Annotated in this window: 1 protein-coding gene; it reads left to right on the top strand. The window is 71.0% G+C overall.

What is annotated here, in order from left to right; translation table 11 throughout:
* Window positions 1–3: 3 nt before the first annotated feature.
* Entirely contained in the window at window positions 4–801 is a 798-nt protein-coding gene (locus tag ACNFOC_RS54725; protein ID WP_416966360.1) for a maleylpyruvate isomerase family mycothiol-dependent enzyme, read from the top strand.
* Window positions 802–875 lie beyond the last annotated feature (74 nt).

Below are 875 nucleotides of genomic sequence, written 5' to 3'. Positions count from 1 at the left end.
GCCATGCCCCCGGCCAAGAAGCGCGCCCGTACATACGACCCCGCCAAGACCCGCACCGCGGTCCTGGCCCAGTTCGGCAACGTACGAAAAGCCGTAGGGACACTCACCCCCGACCAACTCGCGCTCCCCACCCGCCTCGGCGACTGGACCGTACGCGAACTGGTCGCGCACATCGGCATGGCGGTCACCGCGGTCCACCGCTCTCTGGACCGACCGCCCCCGCCGGCGCAGAACGCCGTGATCCTCGACTGGCCCTTCGCCACCGCGGCCAACTCCTCGGCCATCGCCGACTTCACGCACACGCTCGCCGAACAGCACCCCGACCTCGACACCTACCTCGCCGACATCGAGCAGACCCTCACCGAACACCTCGACACCCACCCCGGCACCAGGCTGCTCGAAACCAACGCCGGCGCCATGCCCCTAGCCGACTACCTCGTCACCCGCACCGTCGAACTCGTCGTCCACACCGACGACTTGAACGCCGCCGTCCCCGGCCTGGACATCCCCTACGACCGCCAGGCCCTCGCCGCCTGCACCCGCCTCCTCGCCGACGCCCTCGCCACGAAAGCCCCCGGCGGCTCGACCGAGGTCCGCATCCCGCCGTACGCCGTCGTCCAGTGCGTCGAAGGCCCCCGGCACACCCGAGGCACCCCGCCCAACGTCGTGGAGACCGACCCCCTGACCTGGCTCCGGCTCGCGACCGGGCGGACGAGGTGGAGGGAAGCCGTAGAAGAGGCGAAGGTCAGCGCGAGCGGCGAGCGGGCGGACCTGAGCGGCCTGCTGCCGATCATGGGGTGAAGCGACCCGGGGAATCCGGAAGTGTCCCGGGTAATGCCGAAGTGCCCCGGGGGAATCCCGAAGGGAACCCGTCC

This window comes from Streptomyces colwelliae, assembly GCF_048158785.1.
GTDB lineage: Bacteria > Actinomycetota > Actinomycetes > Streptomycetales > Streptomycetaceae > Streptomyces.
This window is presented reverse-complemented; position numbering and strand designations above follow the sequence as displayed.

Coding starts and splice junctions, on each gene's coding strand:
- ACNFOC_RS54725 (WP_416966360.1), top strand. CDS start 4: ATGCCCCCGGCCAAGAAGCGCGCCCGTACATACGACCCCGCCAAGACC.